At 65.0% G+C, this 13,581-nt stretch carries 13 protein-coding genes; 2 read left to right on the forward strand and 11 right to left on the reverse strand.

Annotated features, from left to right (window positions below):
- Positions 1 to 40: 40 nt before the first annotated feature.
- The 5 genes from ABH933_RS40630 to ABH933_RS40650 all read right to left on the reverse strand — a co-directional run bounded on the left by ABH933_RS40630 (position 41) and on the right by ABH933_RS40650 (position 4,625).
- Positions 41 to 724, reverse strand: coding sequence for a hypothetical protein (locus tag ABH933_RS40630; RefSeq protein WP_429427092.1), 684 nt, complete (start codon positions 722 to 724; stop codon positions 41 to 43).
- Positions 725 to 782: 58 nt separating this feature from the next.
- A complete protein-coding gene (locus ABH933_RS40635; protein WP_429455262.1) occupies positions 783 to 2,054 on the reverse strand; it encodes an aspartate aminotransferase family protein in 1,272 nt (423 codons plus the stop codon).
- Between the two features lie 91 nt (positions 2,055 to 2,145).
- A complete protein-coding gene (locus ABH933_RS40640; RefSeq protein WP_429427087.1) occupies positions 2,146 to 3,009 on the reverse strand; it encodes a phytanoyl-CoA dioxygenase family protein in 864 nt (287 codons plus the stop codon).
- A 144-nt stretch (positions 3,010 to 3,153) separates the two neighbouring features.
- Positions 3,154 to 3,708, reverse strand: a complete 555-nt coding sequence (locus ABH933_RS40645; RefSeq protein WP_429427085.1) for a TetR/AcrR family transcriptional regulator — start codon at positions 3,706 to 3,708, stop codon at positions 3,154 to 3,156.
- Positions 3,709 to 3,932: 224 nt separating this feature from the next.
- Positions 3,933 to 4,625: an aminotransferase class III-fold pyridoxal phosphate-dependent enzyme gene (locus tag ABH933_RS40650; protein ID WP_429455272.1), complete on the reverse strand. Its 693-nt coding sequence runs from the start codon at positions 4,623 to 4,625 to the stop codon at positions 3,933 to 3,935.
- Between the two features lie 79 nt (positions 4,626 to 4,704).
- Between ABH933_RS40650 and ABH933_RS40655 the strand changes: the two genes are divergently transcribed.
- A complete protein-coding gene (locus ABH933_RS40655; protein ID WP_429427083.1) occupies positions 4,705 to 5,121 on the forward strand; it encodes a hypothetical protein in 417 nt (138 codons plus the stop codon).
- A 106-nt stretch (positions 5,122 to 5,227) separates the two neighbouring features.
- Here the strand turns inward: ABH933_RS40655 and ABH933_RS40660 are convergent, their stop codons facing one another.
- The 5 genes from ABH933_RS40660 to ABH933_RS40680 all read right to left on the reverse strand — a co-directional run bounded on the left by ABH933_RS40660 (position 5,228) and on the right by ABH933_RS40680 (position 11,929).
- Positions 5,228 to 6,088, reverse strand: coding sequence for a recombinase family protein (locus ABH933_RS40660; protein ID WP_429427082.1), 861 nt, complete (start codon positions 6,086 to 6,088; stop codon positions 5,228 to 5,230).
- A 235-nt stretch (positions 6,089 to 6,323) separates the two neighbouring features.
- Positions 6,324 to 9,017: a DUF4132 domain-containing protein gene (locus tag ABH933_RS40665; RefSeq protein ID WP_429427080.1), complete on the reverse strand. Its 2,694-nt coding sequence runs from the start codon at positions 9,015 to 9,017 to the stop codon at positions 6,324 to 6,326.
- Positions 9,018 to 9,341 (reverse strand): hypothetical protein, encoded by a 324-nt coding sequence (locus ABH933_RS40670; protein WP_429427078.1) that lies wholly within the window; start codon positions 9,339 to 9,341, stop codon positions 9,018 to 9,020. It lies immediately after the preceding gene.
- Between the two features lie 340 nt (positions 9,342 to 9,681).
- Positions 9,682 to 11,331 (reverse strand): Tn3 family transposase, encoded by a 1,650-nt coding sequence (locus ABH933_RS40675; protein WP_429427076.1) that lies wholly within the window; start codon positions 11,329 to 11,331, stop codon positions 9,682 to 9,684.
- Complete coding sequence (locus ABH933_RS40680) at positions 11,321 to 11,929, reverse strand: hypothetical protein (protein ID WP_429427074.1); 609 nt, start codon at positions 11,927 to 11,929, stop codon at positions 11,321 to 11,323. Before ABH933_RS40680 ends, ABH933_RS40675 begins: the two co-directional genes overlap by 11 nt.
- A 170-nt stretch (positions 11,930 to 12,099) precedes the next feature.
- Between ABH933_RS40680 and ABH933_RS40685 the strand changes: the two genes are divergently transcribed.
- Positions 12,100 to 13,062 carry an alpha/beta hydrolase gene (locus ABH933_RS40685; protein ID WP_429427072.1) on the forward strand — a complete coding sequence of 321 codons (963 nt, stop codon included), beginning with the start codon at positions 12,100 to 12,102 and terminating at the stop codon, positions 13,060 to 13,062.
- A gap of 29 nt (positions 13,063 to 13,091) precedes the next feature.
- Here the strand turns inward: ABH933_RS40685 and ABH933_RS40690 are convergent, their stop codons facing one another.
- Positions 13,092 to 13,550, reverse strand: a complete 459-nt coding sequence (locus tag ABH933_RS40690) for a hypothetical protein (RefSeq protein ID WP_429455264.1) — start codon at positions 13,548 to 13,550, stop codon at positions 13,092 to 13,094.
- Between the last annotated feature and the right edge of the window lie 31 nt (positions 13,551 to 13,581).

Genomic DNA, 13,581 nt, shown 5'->3' on the forward strand with positions numbered 1-13,581 from the left:
GAAATAAACTTGCCTACATCATGTACAGCGAGTGTGAAAACTATTGTGCAGAGATCTTCTGCAGGGCGCGATGCCGATTGTGATCGTCTAGCGCGCGGTAGCCGTGGTAGTAGGTCATGACCATGATTGCCCAGACCGCTAGTGCCGGAATGTAGAACAATGTGTGGTTGTCGTCGTCGCCGGGTATATGGACGAAGTCGTAGATGGACGCGATGAACGCCCCGAGCATCGTCGCGATGAAAACCCACACCGCGGATCGTCGTTCGCCGACCCGCCACAGCCGCCCCGCGACCGACACCATGAACAGTGCCACAGCGAGATTCAGCACGAGGTAGAACAGGGCCCATCCCAAGCTGACGGGCCGCACATCGATCGCTCGCCACAGCCCGACGGCGCTCGCCACACCGAAGGCACAGGCTTCGACCACCGGGGAGGCCCGATATCCTCGGGTCACGGCCATCATGCCGAGAACGATGACCAGGGTCATGCCGAACGAACGCGAGAACGCGTCGAAGAACACCATCAGGTGGTAACTCACGCTCGAATGATCGATCCCGGTGAGGCCGAGGACCAGAACGTTCGTACCCGATATTCCGATCACCAGCCACTCGATACCGAGCAGATAATTGCGGTGGCGGCGAATGAACTGCAGTCCGTAATACAAGCCGGCCAGGGCCATCCATGTGTCGACGGCAAGCAGCAACGCCATAACTAGCGTATTCATCGAGAATTCCTTGTTTCTAATAGAATTCGGTGACCGAGGGCGAGTGCTGCTGTTCGCGCTATGCGGAACGTGCAGATATCTGCTGCAGGACTCGCTCGAGGAGCGCGGCCGTCTCCTGGATGTCGGCGAGCGTGTGTGCGGTGCTGAGGAAGATTTTTCCGGACGGCATGAACACGGCGCCCGCTTCGAGCATGCCGGCAGCGATCTCGGCCCAGATCCCGTCCGTGCCATGCAGACTCGTCGCCTGATCGCGCGGAACGAACTGCAGAAGCGATCCGACCCGCCGGAGGCTGCCGGGCGAGCCGGCCGAGGTCAACACGTCGGTGATCGCCTGCTCGAAGGCGGCTCCCAGATCGTCCAGATCCTCGAAAACTCCTGGTGCGGCGGACAATTCCATCGCGGCCTGCACCGCCGCAAGCGCCACCGGGTTGCCGTTGAACGTTCCGGCGTGAGCGAGGCCGTGCTCCACGAGATCGATGATGTCCGCGCGTCCGACAACCGCACTCTGCGTGAACCCGCCCGCGATCGCCTTGCCGAACACCGAAAGATCCGGGCGCACACCGAATCTCTCGGCGGCCCCACCGCGTGCTATCCGGAAGCCGGTGATGACCTCGTCGAAGATCAATACGACGCCATGTCTGTCGCACAGGCTGCGCAGGGTCTCGAGAAATCCGGGCGCCGGCGCCCGCACGCCGGCGTTGCTCATGATCGGATCGATGAGCACGGCGGCAATCCGGCGTTCCTCGGCACGATCCAGGAGCGCTGCGATGCCGTCAATGTCGTTGAACTGACTGATGATCAGATCGGCGTACGCATTGGGACTCTGCCCGAGGCTGGCGGGAACGGCGGCCTCATCGGTGTTGTCCGGGCCCATGCTCGCGTACACGCTGTCGTGCCAGCCGTGATAGGCCTTCGTGAGCTTGACGATTCGGTGCCTGCCGGTTGCCGCTCGTGCGAACCGCAGGGCGACCTGCACGGCCTCGGTCCCCGTATTCGTCCACACCAGGCGCTCGGCACCCGGCACCGATGCGAGTACCGCTTCCGCGGCTTCGTACTCGAGGCGATGGCCCATGCCCACGACCTGCATCGATGTCATGACTCGCGCCACCGAGTCGACAACGCGAGGGTGGCTGTGCCCGTGCACCAACGGACCCCACGCCATCACGTAGTCGAGGTAGCGGTCGCCGTCGAGGTCCCAGAGGTGAGCTCCGCGGGCGCGCTCGACGAAGAGCGGAACCGGCCGCATCGCGGCACGAAGCCCCGAGCTGACGCCACCGCCGAGGCTCCGACGGGTCCGCTCGAATGCGGTTCTGGAGGAGTCGATACCCATTACATCTTCCTTGATGGCTGCGGCGGGCCTGCCCGAGCGGGCTCATCACCTCTCCGGCAGGCCGCGGGCTACGGATGTGCCGATCGGCGTGTCAGAGCCGGAGGTAGTCCCCGAGCTCGCTGTAGTCCACCTGCCACAGGCCGGGCGACCCCTTCGGGTACTGCGAGCGGAAGCCGAGAATCCGCTGCACACGCGGTGAGAGCTGCCGCGCGATCTCCATGTCGACCAGGAACGGGTACGCCTCCTCACCGGTGAGGAAGCCCAGGTTGAGGGGGAAGGCCAGCCCCCGGCGGTACTGGTCGGTCGTGACGTTCGCGCCGCCGCCGTGCACCGTCTTCCCGCTGTAGAAGAACGCGTCTCCCGCCTTCATGACCGCGGGAATGGTCTGCTCCGGGGTACCGCGATCCTCGAAGTCCTCCCACAGGTGACTCCCCGGGATGACCCGCGTCGCGCCGTTCTCCTCGGTGAAGTCGGTGAACGCGATCATGAAGTTCACGCACGCCTCGGGCCCCCGCGGACCTAAGCCGACGAACGGGTACCAATTCTCCAGGTCCCGATGCAGGAACTGAGCGCCGTTTCCGGGACCGATCTCGATCAGCTGCGCGGTGGTCAGCCAGTAGGTGCCGGACTCCTCCAGGAACAGGGCGTCACAGAGGTCGTGAATCAGGTCCTGTTCGAGAATCTCCTCGCGGAAGGTCTTGCTGTGCGTCACGAGGTTCGTCAGCCGCTTGGTGTTGCGGCCGTGGAACTCCGCGACGATTTCGTTCTCGTGCTTCGAGCCGGGCGCGAGCGCCTGCATCGGCTGCTCGACTTCGGCGTTGAACCGCGCGATCTGGTCCGCCGACAGGAAGTTCTCGATGATCACGCCACCGTCCTTCGCGACGATGTCGAGGATCTCGGCGAGAGGGGTCGTCGCCGCGACCGATCGCAGGGCGGCTTTAGCTTCGGTAGTCATTGCTCCTCATTTCCATATCCGATCATCCGTCTGAGTCATTTGATCTGATCGAATGATCTGATTGTGAGCCGGAGCACACGACGTGTCAAGAGGTGAGCCGGAAATCGTCGAACGCCGGCGGCCGCGAGCCGCCCCTGACCAGGGCTAACCCAGGGCGCGGCGGCACATCGCCGGGATTCCGGCGCAGAGGGCATCGGCATAGGCATCGGCCCGCGCCTGATCCCGGTGCGAGGCCCATTGCAGGACGAGCCCATCGGTGGCGCCGCTCAGCACCGCCGCGAGGTCCTCGATGGCGCCGGCTCGAGCGGACGGTCCCGCCGCGCGCTGCAGCACGTGCGTCACCGCCCGCAGATAGAGGGCGACCGACTCCGCCGCCAGCGCCGGCCGGTTGCGGACCAGCCACATGTACAGATCGACCTGGGCCAACGCGTAGTCCGGATGCTCCATGACCCAGCGCACCGAAAGTCGGATGACCTCCGCGGCGGTCGCGTCGAGTTCGCCCGGCTCGATGGAGGTGGCCAGCTTGGTGGCCTCGGCGGCGAGATGCTCGAAGACCGCGAGGAACAGGCCGTCCTTGTCCCGGAAGCAGTAGTGCAGCGATGCCAGCGGAGCCGCGGCCTCATCGGCGATCCGGCGCGTCGTCGCACTCCCGACCCCATGCTCGGCGATGACCCGCACCGCCGCCTCGATGAACTGCACCGAACGATCCTCTGTCGACACATGGGCCACTTGTTCACTCCATCCGCTCATCGGCGCACGTGGCGCTCTGATTACTTGATCAAGTCAAGCGTACAGATTTCGGATTCGCTTCAGAGCTGCGGCGGCGCGACCTCAGCGGGATGCCGACCGGCGGCAACGGCGGGCCGAGACACAGAGGGAACGGTCAGCCTCTCGTGGCCGGGCCTTCTGTCGTCCAGCGAGTTTCACCCGAGGCTGCGCAGCCCCGTCCGCAGCCGGTCCACCAGTTCATCGAGCTCGAATGCCGATATCGCCAAAGTGGGTGAGATCTGGAGAGCCCCGCAGGACATGACGCGGGTGAGGACCCCAGCTTCGCAGACCGCGGCGATGGTGCGGGTGGCGAAACTCGGGTCCGCAGAAAACCTGCGGGGATCGAGCTGGACAGCAGCCAATGCGCCGGGCCCCGTGCGAACCGACTCGACGACCGGTATTTCGACGAGAGGATCGAGCAGTTCCGGCAATTCGGCCTCGATACATCGCGCCGCCGCGAGCAGGTCGTGGTCGGCGAGGTAGTCGAGGTTGGCCAGTGCGGCGGCGACGGCGGTGGCGTGCCCGCTGTGGGTGTAGCCGTGGTTGAAGATCGTCGCGGAGTCACCGGGCCAGAACGGGGTCGCCACGCGTTCGTTGATCAGTACGGCGCCGAGGGGCATGTATCCACTGCTGATGCCTTTGGCGCAGAGGATCAGGTCGGGGTCGAGGCCGAATCGTCCGCTGGCGAACCAGTGGCCCGTGCGCCCGAATCCGGTCACGACCTCGTCGGCGATGAACAGCACGCCGTGGCGTCGGCAGATGTCTTGTGCCGCTTGGAGATGAGGTGCGACCTGAATACGGCAGAAACCTGCCGTGAGGGCTGTAATGGCTGGTGAGGACCGGTGCAGTCTTGGGGACTGTTAATTGTGTCGAGCCGGTCGGCGGATCGTCGGGTGGCTTGGGCTGGGAGGGTCTAGCCTGCGCGGGGTGAGTGACGGTTGTGAGCAGAACTGGTACTCGACTTCCGAGATCGGATACTTCACCGACATTGTGCGGGAAGGTATCTCGATCACCGTCGGACAGATCGAACTGTTCGCGCCGGCGGTCGAGCAGCCGTACCGATTGGACGACGCGACGGTAGACCACGCGGCGCGCGTCTACGAGAATCAGCGTGAGCAGCAGGTGTTGTTACGCAACCAGGCGGACCGCTGGGCAGGTGAGGTGGTCTGCGCGGAGGAAAGAGCTGCTCTGGCAACGTATGTGGCCGCGCTCGACGAGCTGGACCGGCTCACCGACGACGTTCTGAGGATGTGCTCCACGCTGTCGGGTCAGACGATCGAGAAGCTCCTGGCCACCTCGGATCTGGAGGTTGGGCTGGAGGCCCTCGGTATCACCCTGGACTGAAAGCTGCCGGTCAGCGGTGGGGTGCGTCCAGGGAGCAGCATGCTCACCTCACGCCGGAGGTTCGCGAGCGGTGCGGCGCTGGCGGCGGCGTGGGAATCCACGACTATCACCTCAATGCAGCGTGGTCGTGGTCGCGTAGTAGCCGCAGGACGGTGGCCGGGGAGGGGTGCTGGCCTTTCTTCTTGCCCTTGGTGATGACGAGGCGGGCGGCGATGTCGCGGAGGCTGTGGCCCTGTTCGCGCAGGTGCAGTGCCATGGACAGCATGGCGTCGTCGCTGACGGTGGCGCCGCCGATGGCTTTGCCGCGTTTGCGGGCGGATTCGTGGCCTTCGAGGGTGCGGTCGCGGATGTATTCGCGTTCCATGCCCGACAGTGCGGCCAGTACGGTGAACACGATCCCGGACGGGTCATGGGAGCCTTGCAGCTCGCCGGTGAGGAATTCCAGGCCGATGCCGGAGGCTTTCAATTGCTCGGCGAGGGCGGCGAGTTCGATTCCGCGGCCGAGGCGTTTGTGTTCGTGCACGACGAGAGTGACTGCGACGCCGGAGGCGCGCAATTCCTGGGCCAGGGTGACTGCGTTGTCCAGTTCGGGCCGTGTGGTGGAGCGTGTGGAGACCTTTTCGGCGAAGACCCGGTCGATGCCGGAGGCGCGCAGCGAGTCGAGTTGGGTGTCCAGGGACTGGCGAGCGGTCGACGCGCGAGCATAGCCGATCCGGACGTGCCCGGCCGGCTCCCTGGTGGACGCGGCCGGACGCGGCAGTTCTGCCCATAGGGATCCGGGCTTGCGCAGGGCTGGGGTGGGGACGTTGAGTGCTTTGGCGAGCGAGGGTACGAGGCGGAATCGCGCGGTGTGGTATTGGGCGGCGACTTTGCCCTTGCCGGTCCGGCAGGCCGACCCTGCCGGGGCGGCGCAGGTCGACATGGGGCAGTCGTGGGCCTCCACGAGGAGGAAGTCGTCGTCGCTCACCCTCGGATTGTTTCATGTGACTGTTTCACGGGTGCAGTCGAATGCAACACTCTATGAAACAGTGTACGCCCAGGACGGCAACCGGACGGACAGCTGTTTCATAGGTGACCGCCTGTGAAACATCCCCGCCCCATCCTCGTCTTGGGTGAGGTAAGGATCGTGTCAGGAGCGGAAGTGCGCCACGAGATGGCAATCGGTGCACTGAGTTCGACCAACTGTCACGCCTGAAGCATTGTCACGGGAGTTGGCTCAGGATGGTTGGGTCGGTGATTTTTGTGTCGTTGGCCAGAAGCAGGGCTTTACTGAGGATCACCGACAGCATCCGGTCACCGTCGAACGGCAGGAACGAGTCCGGTTCGGTTGTTCGTGCCGAGGGGACGATGCACAGGTAGCGGTTGTTGGGGTCTATCAGGACATTTCCTGAGCCCAGGTGGATCCGATACGAATGCTTGGTACCTCGCACATGCAGGAATCTGTCTTCCACAGTGCATTGGTGGCCGATGGCCAGTCGGGGCAGCAGCCTGGTCAGCAGATCACGTCTGGTTTGTGCAGTCTGGTTCAGGTCGCCGAAACTGTAGTCGGTCCAGTAGTCGGCGAACCTGCCGTTCGGACCACCGTCGTACCATGTCGGATCGTTGCCGATGCTGGCCACACCGACGAACAGGTCCACGTCGCGCAGTACTTCGCTCAGGACCAGTTCGGGCACGTCCGAGAGCGGCAGTGGCTCGGCCGACCCATGGAAGCCGCCATGGAAAGCGCTGTTGGCAAAGTTCTGTGCTGCGTCGATCGGATAGAACCGCACCTGGTCGGTGCGCAGGCGTAGGTAGCTGCCGGACTCCGTGATGTCGACGTCCCCAATGTCGCCGCGGTCGCCCTCCACCCAGTATTCCGCGCGCACACCCCACTGCGGCAGTTCACGGGTCGGTGGCGGCACGAAGGTGTCGGCATCCAGCAAGAGTTTGTTGCGCCATCCCCGGACAGCGGCTAACGCGTGGAACTGGTGTTGGCGCAGGATGTGCGCCGCGAAGCGGTTCGAGTAGGTACCGGTGTGGCGTTCTGCGTCGGTGAGTAGGTAGACCTCGCGATGGGTTTGTTTGAACGGCTGCCGGATATTCTTGCATTCCAACCAGTTTCGCCATGCGAGGATCTCCTCCGTCGAGCGACCGAGCGGGTGCCACAGCTCCACGACCTCACCACCCACCGGGGTGTCCGCCACGTCGCGCAGCGCGCCGTCTGCGTAGCCGCAGGCGACCCCGTCGACTGTCCACAACAAACGGCGGGCGATCGTGCCCACCAAGGGGTGGTCGATGTAATACTCCCGCCACGAGGGGTAATCCCAGGCGCGGCGCTCCAGGAACTGGCGATCCAGCCGTTCGACTTGGGCCGTCAGCATCTTGCCGATGTCCTTGGCCGTCGCCTCGAGTTCTTTCAATTCCTCGGCATGGTCGCGTTTCACTGCGGCCGGGACGCTTTTCACCGGTTTGCTCGTGAACCAGCACAGCACCGCCTTGGTGCCGTCCACGGTCACCGTCGCCGACGCGGCGCCGAAGGCGAATTCCGCCGTGCCTACCGACGTCAGGCCGTAGGTGGGCACAGCCATCTCCTCGATCTGAGTGCGGGTCAGCCCGAGCGCGTGTGCCTTGGTCTCCAGAGCGGCGTTGATCAGCTTCAACGTGCCCTTGTAAGTCACCGTGGCGGCCAAGCGGGCCAGCTCACCCAGCGCCGCCTCGCCGCTCACCTGGCTCAGAGCGTAAACACCGGCGTTGGCAATCTTCGGGCTACGTGGTCCCAGACCCTTGATTTTGCGCAGCGACGTCTCCACCAGGCCGCCCAGGATGCGGGCGGTCGTCGGCTGCGGGGGCCGATACGTCAGCAGCCACAGCAGACCGCGCACCGCGTTCGCGTTGAACGGGTCGTACTCGTCGTTGAGGCCGGGATCTTCGGCGAGACGATGCCGCAGCGGTAATGTCCTGGGTCGGCCCACCAGTTCCAACAACGACAGCACCTTCTCGTCGAAGGAATCCACCGGCGCCAGCAGCGCTCGACCGGTCTTTTCCCACTGGGCGTTCGGTTTTCCCATCGTGGCGGTAGTGGCGAAGGCCAGCAGGTCGTGCCAACCCGGAGACAAGCAAGCCAACTCCAGTGCTCGGTCCGCCCATTGCTCACCCACATTGACCACTGGTTCGGGACATTGCCGGGCGACCTCTGCAACACGAGAGTCCTGGTACCTCTCGCAGGCTCCGCGGCGGTACACCGCGACGACCTCAGGGCTCAAGATACGTCCTGACCCCAGTTCCGCCAGGGCCAGAGACGAGTCGATCGCGAAAAGGCTTAACCTGCCGTGGTGGTTCGACAGGGTTTCCAGCACTGCTCGCCGTTCTTCGACCAGGATCGGCAAGGTAGGTGCGATGGTCGACGCCAAGAGCAGCAGAGAGTGCTGCTCGCGCTCCGAGGCGGTTGGGAACGCAACCGCGCAAGCGCGAGCAAGCCGTTCGACCGTCTCGGTCGGCAGTTCACGCACCTTGGCGAACAGGGCATGCCATAAGACGACATTGTCGGCCGCCAAATGGGAGGACTCGACGATCTGGTGTGCTCGCACCAGCGCGGTGCACAACCCGTCCATGTCGTCCGCTGCGATGGCATCGAGGACTGCTGTCTTGTACTTGGAATAGACGATGTTCCCTTGCAGATTGTCGATCGCGTTTCGGATGTGCTTGGAAGCGGCTGGGGCCGCTGCGGCGCAGACGCGAGCCAACCGCTCAGACGCCTCGTCTGGCAAGACGCGTGCCATGTTCGATACCGCACCAGCACGCCACACGTACTTGTCTGTCTCCGTTTGATAAGCCTGCAGATATGCGTCGAAGAAGGCGTCCATGTCGTCCGCGGCGATGGCGGCCCGCGCCGCGGTCTCGTACTCGGACCTCGACATTCAGCCACCCACCAATGCGACGAGCTTCAGGAATGTGATTTCCACACCCAGTGGCAGCGCGATCACCTCGTCCAACTCCTCGATCTGTCGATCGCCGACCAGGACCACGAAACCGTTGCGCCCGAAAGCCTGCAACGCCGCCTCGCACTGACGTTCCGGATCGACACGACCAGTCGTGCGGAACCCGCCGCGCACCACCTCGGCATCTGCCGGCCGTACCAGACCACGAAAGACACCACGAGACGCGCCGGCATTGTGCTCGGCGACCTCCTGGAATACCCGCCGCCGGATGATCTCCCGCAGCGGCAGCCGCTCCTCGGTCACCTCGAACATCCAGCCGTCGTCGCGACCCCCGGATGCCGTTTCGTCAACGACCTTCACACTCACCATGACGACAGGGTAGGCACGACCCCTGACAGAACTCGAGAACAGTTTCCCGCCAGTGGCCTGCTCCAAGAATTCGTCGCTACCACGGTGCCGGCCTCGGCCGAGGTCGAACGCGCGCCACGGCTGATGGCCGCTGGACAGCGCTTACACCCAGACAGAGGCCATCAAGACGCTTGTGAATAAGCCTCCCGCTCTCGATTCAGATCCAGGCGGGTAGTCATGTCGCGCCGGAAGCTGGCCGGTGAGGTTTCCCGAAGAACGGCGCTGGCGGGCCATGTCAGACTGTGCCGGTGGGGAACAGGGCGCGGGGTTCGAGGTCCAGGCGCGTGACCGGCTCACCCTCGGGTGGGGTGAGGTTGAGCACCCAGTCACCGAATCGGCGGATCGTGCGCGTGATGTACGGGGTGATGGTGGCCAGGTCGTCGGGATCGACCGGATGCCCTTCGGCCGCCAGGGCGTTCGCGGCGTCGGTGATGTCCAGGGCGGTGGAGTAGATCGCGCAGTTGGCGACCAGTTCGTTGAACTTCACCACCCGTTCCTGGTGGTCGGGGTCGTTGTGACCGATCAGCTTCCCACCGAACATCAGCCAGGCGGCGAACCCGTGGAACGCCTCCACCCGGTTGGTGATCGCGGTGATCTGCTGCCGCAGTTCAGGTTCGGACAGAAACCGCAGCAGCGTGATCGTCCTGATGACGCGACCCAGTTCCCGGAACGCCTTGTGCAGGCGGTTCTTGCGGGAATGGTTCTTCGGAACCGCCGGCACGACGCCAGGCGCCAGCGCCCATGCCATGTGTTCGAAAGCCGGTGGCGGCGTGGGCTTCTCATCGAGCCCCAGCAGGCCACCGGCCAGGAACGCGGCCAGCGTGGAGTACACGTTGGAATCCGCGGATGGCAGCCGGTACTCCAGACGAGTACCGGAGGCACCGGCCGGCACCGCGCGAACCGCACACGACTTGTTCGCGACGCCCCACGTCAGGGTGGTCGGGGGCCCTTCGAGCTCCTGCAGCCGCCGGTAGGAGGTGACGGTCGGCAGAGCGAAGCTGGTCGATGCCTCGAGCGTCGCCATCACACCGCCGAGGAAGTGCAGCATGCGTTCGCTGGGCTCGCTCGGCTCGTTCGCGTTGAAGAAGATGTTGCCGTTCTCGTCGCTGACCGAGACGTTGAGGTGCGCGCCCTGCCCGTACTCCGCGGACCACTTCGACATGAAGGTCACCGATCGCCCCAGCGAGTAGGCGACCTCGCGCATGACCTGGCGGGCGCGCGCCCACCGGTCCGCGGCCGTGACGGGATCGGCAGGGGCGATATTGAACTCGATCTGACCGCTCGCGGCCTCGTCCGACCATGCCTCCCAAGGGATCCCGAGCTCGTCGAAACGCGCGACGACGGCCTCGGTGTACTCCACATAGTCCGGAGACTTCGCGTGCACCAGCGCGGCTCCGGCATTGCCGCCGAGCGGCGTGAGGTTCTGATACTGCTGTGCGCGCGCCTGATCGATGGACTCCTGGAAGACGGTCGCCTCGATCTCGACGCACGCCAGGATGTTCAAACCCCGCTCCGCGTAGGCGGCCGCGATCCGCTTGAGCGCCTGACGGGGGTCCGCCTCCACCGGCTCACCCTGCAGGGTCCACAGGTCGCCGATCACCGACGCCATGCCGGGCTTCCATTCGACCAGGGTGTCCTCGTCGGGCCGGAGCTCGATGTCGGTCATCAGACCGTTGCGCCGCCACGCCGGACAGCCGAAACCGAGAGCGGAATGATTGTTGAGGTCCAGGCCCAGGGCCAGGTCGGGGAGCATGATGCCCGTCCCCCGACACGATCGGTATTTCGCCGCGGAGAGCGTCTTGCCGATCAGGACGCCGTCGTGGTTGGTCGCCTCGAGACGCACGCGCGAAACGGATGTCATTTCATCGAAACGGTCAGAGCTCACCGCACACCACCTTGAGATTGGCGCCGATCAGCGCCGAGAGATCGGACAGAGAGCCCTGCAGCGCGAGCTCGCCGCCCTCGAGTTCTTCCATGACCAGCGAACGGCCCCCGAACATCCGCGACAGCGCGGCCGCCGAGCCGAGGAACGAATATCCGTTGTGCTCGACGTCGCCGAACGCGGCGAATTCGTTCTCGTCGAAGCAGTAGATGCCGAGACCACCCGGCATCCCCCGGACCGCGCTCGCACGATCCCAGAACGTCTCCGCCGCCGAGCGCCAGTCGATATCCTTGCCGGACAACAACTCCCGGACCTCATTCGCGAAGCCATCCGGCGCCTCGCTCTCGGCCGGCGCCGGATCGGGCCAGCGCACATCCCAGGTGAGGTCCGGCTCCGCGACGCTCTCGGCGGAGACGGTGATCTCCGAGCCGGCGAAGGTGACGAAGGCCTGTTGGGCGTCGGTGGCCGAAGACAGGCGGACCGTCCGGGCGTCGTCGGTCGCGGTGAACGTCGCACCGCGGGCGAACGCGTCGCGCAGACGACGCGCCACCGACAGGACCATCGGGGTAGGGCGGTCTATCACCGCCACGGTGCCAGTCACCCCGTGACTCGTTGTTTCGGACATGTCTGCCTCTCTGCAGCTGTGGTCATTTGACTCAATCATGTGATTCAATCCGGTGACCTGTCAATACCTTCGACACGCTTCTTGCGACCTTCGCCACTCTTCGTGCGAAGGAGCGAAGTAGTGGGCGACCTGGAAGGGAGGCTCGGATGAGCCTGTCCGTGACCGCAATGCTCGACATGCTCGACGAGGACGCGCGCGCGTTCGCAGAGGCGCTGCTCCGTCAGGCGCCGCCGCCTCCGTACGCCCGGTACGGCGTGGAGGGCGTGCGGTCGATCTTCGACACGGCCGACACCGCTCGACCACCGATCCGACCCGTGCACAGCGTCGAGGAGCGGGCCATCGACGGTCCGGCCGGTCCACTCCGAGTGCGTTGTTACCGCCCCTCGGCCGCACTCGGACTGCCCGCCCTGATCTATATCCACGGCGGCGGCTTCGTCGTGGGGACACTGAACGGCGTCGATGACGTCTGCAGGTCCCTGTGCGTCGAGGCGGACTGCGTCGTCATCTCCGTCGAGTACCGGCGAGCCCCCGAGCACGTCTTCCCCGCGGCCGCGGACGATTGCCTCTCGACCTACGAATGGGTTGAGCGAGAAGCCATTTCACTCGGCGTCGACCCCTCCCGCATCGCGCTGGCCGGCGACAGCGCCGGCGGAAACCTCGCACTGTCGGTCTGCACCGCTCTGGCCGCCGCACACCGCCCCATGCCGAGATCACTCGTCCTCGCCTACCCCGCGACGTCGAACACCCACGCGGGCCCGTCCTGGGAAGCCTTCGAGCACGCGCCGATCCTCTGCAAGGCCGACGCCCTGTGGTTCTGGTCGAACTACGCCGCAAGCACCGAAGCGGACCTGGATCCCCGCGCCGTTCCCCTCCTGTCGAGCGAACTACACACCCTGCCGCCCACCCTTCTCGTGGCCGCCGAGGTGGACGTATTGCGTTCGGACTATGAGCATTTCGCCGCAATGGCGTTGCGTGCCGGCGCCGAGGTGGAGGTTCGCCAGTACGACGGTGTGCCCCATGGCTTTTTCACCGAGGTGGGCGTGATCGACAAGGCTGGACACGCGGTGGCCGACGCGGCGTGTCACCTCCGAACGCACTTCGGTCACTGACCCGCAGGCCGAGGAATGATGACGAAATATCAGGCGCGAGTAGGTGTTTGGTTGCGGATTGTGACCGTTCGGGCTGCAGCGTCGGCTATTCGCGCCTCGCCGTCGTTTCCGGGAAGGCTGCCCTTCACGAACACGACGTAGCCGAAGGTGCTGTGATCGGCCCACGCACAGTACGGGACTTCGATCTGGTTGGGCGCCTTGTCGATACTGAACAGTTCGCTGCACCTCATCGACACGCCGCCTTCCAGCCCCGGAGGATGTGCGGGGGCGTCCCCACCCTCCTTGAACGTGGCGATGCTCGCGAGCACCGGGATCGTTGCTCGGTAGAGGCCCGTAATTGATTCCTTGACCATCATGTCGGGGTCCGAGATGTCGCCCCACGCGCCGGCGAACTCCACCTTCTGGCCGTCGGCGGCATACCCGGCCACAACCTTCTGCACCTTCGTGCTCTTGGAACCGTCCGTGAGATACATGTTGCTGCTTGCCATTCGAGCGAAGGAGTCATCGATGGCGTCGTGT

The sequence above is a fragment of the Nocardia sp. GP40 genome (genome assembly GCF_050434125.1).
GTDB classification, from domain to species: Bacteria; Actinomycetota; Actinomycetes; order Mycobacteriales; family Mycobacteriaceae; genus Nocardia; species Nocardia albiluteola.

What these genes read in the sequence shown, in the direction of transcription:
- ABH933_RS40685 (WP_429427072.1), top strand. Translation starts at nt 12,100, where the DNA reads ATGAGCCTGTCCGTGACCGCAATGCTCGACATGCTCGACGAGGACGCG.
- ABH933_RS40690 (WP_429455264.1), bottom strand. Translation starts at nt 13,550, where the DNA reads ATGGCAAGCAGCAACATGTATCTCACGGACGGTTCCAAGAGCACGAAG.
- ABH933_RS40640 (WP_429427087.1), bottom strand. Translation starts at nt 3,009, where the DNA reads ATGACTACCGAAGCTAAAGCCGCCCTGCGATCGGTCGCGGCGACGACC.
- ABH933_RS40665 (WP_429427080.1), bottom strand. Translation starts at nt 9,017, where the DNA reads ATGTCGAGGTCCGAGTACGAGACCGCGGCGCGGGCCGCCATCGCCGCG.
- ABH933_RS40630 (WP_429427092.1), bottom strand. Translation starts at nt 724, where the DNA reads ATGAATACGCTAGTTATGGCGTTGCTGCTTGCCGTCGACACATGGATG.
- ABH933_RS40635 (WP_429455262.1), bottom strand. Translation starts at nt 2,054, where the DNA reads ATGGGTATCGACTCCTCCAGAACCGCATTCGAGCGGACCCGTCGGAGC.